Below are 2,319 nucleotides of genomic sequence, written 5' to 3' on the forward strand. Positions count from 1 at the left end.
AGACCATCCTGGTCTTGGCCGGTCCCCGGGCTAGGGACGTGCTCTCAGCCTGCGCCAGGGGCGACTGGTCAGCCGCGGCCTTCCCGTGGCTGTCGGTGCGTGAATGTTTCGTCGGTTTTGCGCCCGCCACAGTGATGGGCGTCAGCTTCTCCGGCGAACTAGCCTATGAAATCCACGTCCCCAACGCCTCGCTTTACGCAGCCTACCTGGCCCTGCGCAAGGCGGGCGAGGCACACGGCCTCAAACTCTTTGGCGCGCGGGCGGTGGAGTCTATGCGGATGGAAAAAGGTTTCCTGCATTGGAAGGCAGACCTGATCACCGAATTCGACCCGTTTGAGACCGGGCTGAACCGGTTCGTGAAGCTGGAAAAGGGTGATTTCATCGGCAAGGAGGCCCTGCAGAAACGCCAAACCGAAGGCGCACGCAAGAAGCTGGTCACGCTGCGGATCGGCACCACCCACGCCCCGGCCCATGGCGGCGCCTCGCTGATGCAAGACGGCAAGGTCGTGGGCACCGTGACGTCCGGCGATTGGGGTCACCGGGTAAGTATGAACCTGGCCTATGCTTTTGTGGAACCGGCACTGGCAACCGAAGGCAGCACTATGCAGCTCGACCTCTGCGGCGATCTGGTGGCGGCCACGGTTATTGCCCCCTCCCCCTATGATTCGGGCTTCGACCGTATCCGGGGCTAGGCCTCTCTTCAAACAGCAAAACGCCCGGAGAATTCTCCGGGCGTTTTCCATTGCGATGCAGAAACTTGCGTCAGCTGCGACCCTTCCATGGCACCAGCCAATTCTCCGCCTGACGCATCAGTATGTCGATGCCGTAACCGATGATGCCAATCAGCACGATCCCCATGATCACGATATCCGTCAGCTGGAATTTCGAGGCAGCAATGATCATCATGCCTGCCCCCTTTTGTGCCGCAACCAGTTCCGCGGCCACAACGGTGCCCCAGCAAACGCCCATTGCAACCCGCGCACCGGTAAAGATCTCCGGCAGCGAATTCGGCACGATCACGTGGCGCATGATCTGCCACTTGGAGGCCCCCAGCGAATAGGCCGCGTGGATTTTCGAGATGTTCACCCCGGAAACCCCGGCCCGCGCCGCAATCGTCATGATCCAGAGGGCTGCCAGGAACAGCAGCACGATCTTGCCGGTTTCCCAGATGCCGAACCAAATGATCACCAGCGGGATCAGCGCCAAGGGCGGCACCGGGCGCATGAACTCGACAATCGGGTCGAACCAGCCGCGGAACCAGCCCGACAGACCCATGGCATAGCCCAGCGGAATGCCGACAATCGCCCCGGTCACAAAACCCACGATCACCCGTGTCAGCGACCAGCCCAAATGCTGCCACAACGAAAAGTTCTGATAACCTTCCGAGGCAATCTCAAAGAACCGCGCCACCACCGTTTCCGGTGCCGGCAGCCAGATCGGGTTCATCTGCAACCCGCCGTGCGGGGCAAAACTGATCGCCCCCTTCCCGGTCAGCGTCACCGTGCCGTCGCCGGCGTCCACTTGCGTACCGGGACCGATGGGTTCGCCGTTGATGGCGACGATCTTTGCGCCTTCCTTGCGCTTGACCTCGTCATTGCGGTCAAAAATCAGAGTGGTGGAGCGCCCGGCCTGTGCCGCCAGGGCATCGTTCTTGGCAAAGCCGTCGCCCGGCTCCACCTCAAACTTTGGGCTTTCCTCACCAAACCCGGCCACCCTGACTGTGATGTCTGCGTCATCGGTGGCCCCGTCGGCATTCTCCAAAGTATAGGTGAATGTGGTTTCGCCGGTGAAGGGTCCTGGCACGTGAATGGGAAGCAGCTTGGAGCCGGTAAAGGCCGCCCAGATCACAAAGATCACAAGGACTGAGATGATCGAGGCCGCCCGGTCCGGCGTCACGGCGCTTTCATCGCCAAACGTTACGGTTTTCAAGCTGGTAAAATCCTGCTGCGACTGCATCCCCTTGCGGATCAGCTGAACCAGAAAGAAAGCACCGGCAAACAGCGCGATATAGAACAGAAGAACCGTCATGCAACTTGCTCCGTCCGGCCCATGATCTCCTCTTCCATTTCCCAGATCATCGAGAGGATCTCATCGCGGGTCTCGGCAAATCCTTCGGATTTCTTCACATCCCGCAGATCTGCATTCACCCCGCGTTCCGCAAAGGGCAAGTTGTATTCGCGGTGAATGCGGCCGGGACGCGGCGCCATCACGATCAGCCGCTCGCCCAGTAGCAGTGCCTCCTCCACCGAGTGGGTGATCAGGATAATAGTCTTGCCGGTCTCTTTCCACAGCTTCAGCACCAGGCCTTGCATCTTCTCC

Annotated in this window: 2 protein-coding genes and 1 pseudogene; 1 reads left to right on the plus strand and 2 read right to left on the minus strand. The window is 60.4% G+C overall.

Annotated features, from left to right (window positions below):
* Window positions 1-692, plus strand: a 692-nt coding sequence (locus tag A2I95_RS32125; protein WP_291736356.1) for a glycine cleavage T C-terminal barrel domain-containing protein, incomplete at its 5' end; no start/stop codon positions are given.
* 70 nt (window positions 693-762) lie between these two features.
* Here A2I95_RS32125 and A2I95_RS32130 read toward each other — a convergent pair.
* Window positions 763-2,028 carry an ABC transporter permease gene (locus A2I95_RS32130; protein WP_027257834.1) on the minus strand — a complete coding sequence of 422 codons (1,266 nt, stop codon included), beginning with the start codon at window positions 2,026-2,028 and terminating at the stop codon, window positions 763-765.
* A pseudogene (locus tag A2I95_RS32135) lies at window positions 2,025-2,319 on the minus strand (ABC transporter ATP-binding protein); the annotation flags it as partial. The pseudogene A2I95_RS32135 and the gene A2I95_RS32130, both read right to left, overlap by 4 nt.

The organism is Leisingera sp. F5 (assembly GCF_001593695.1).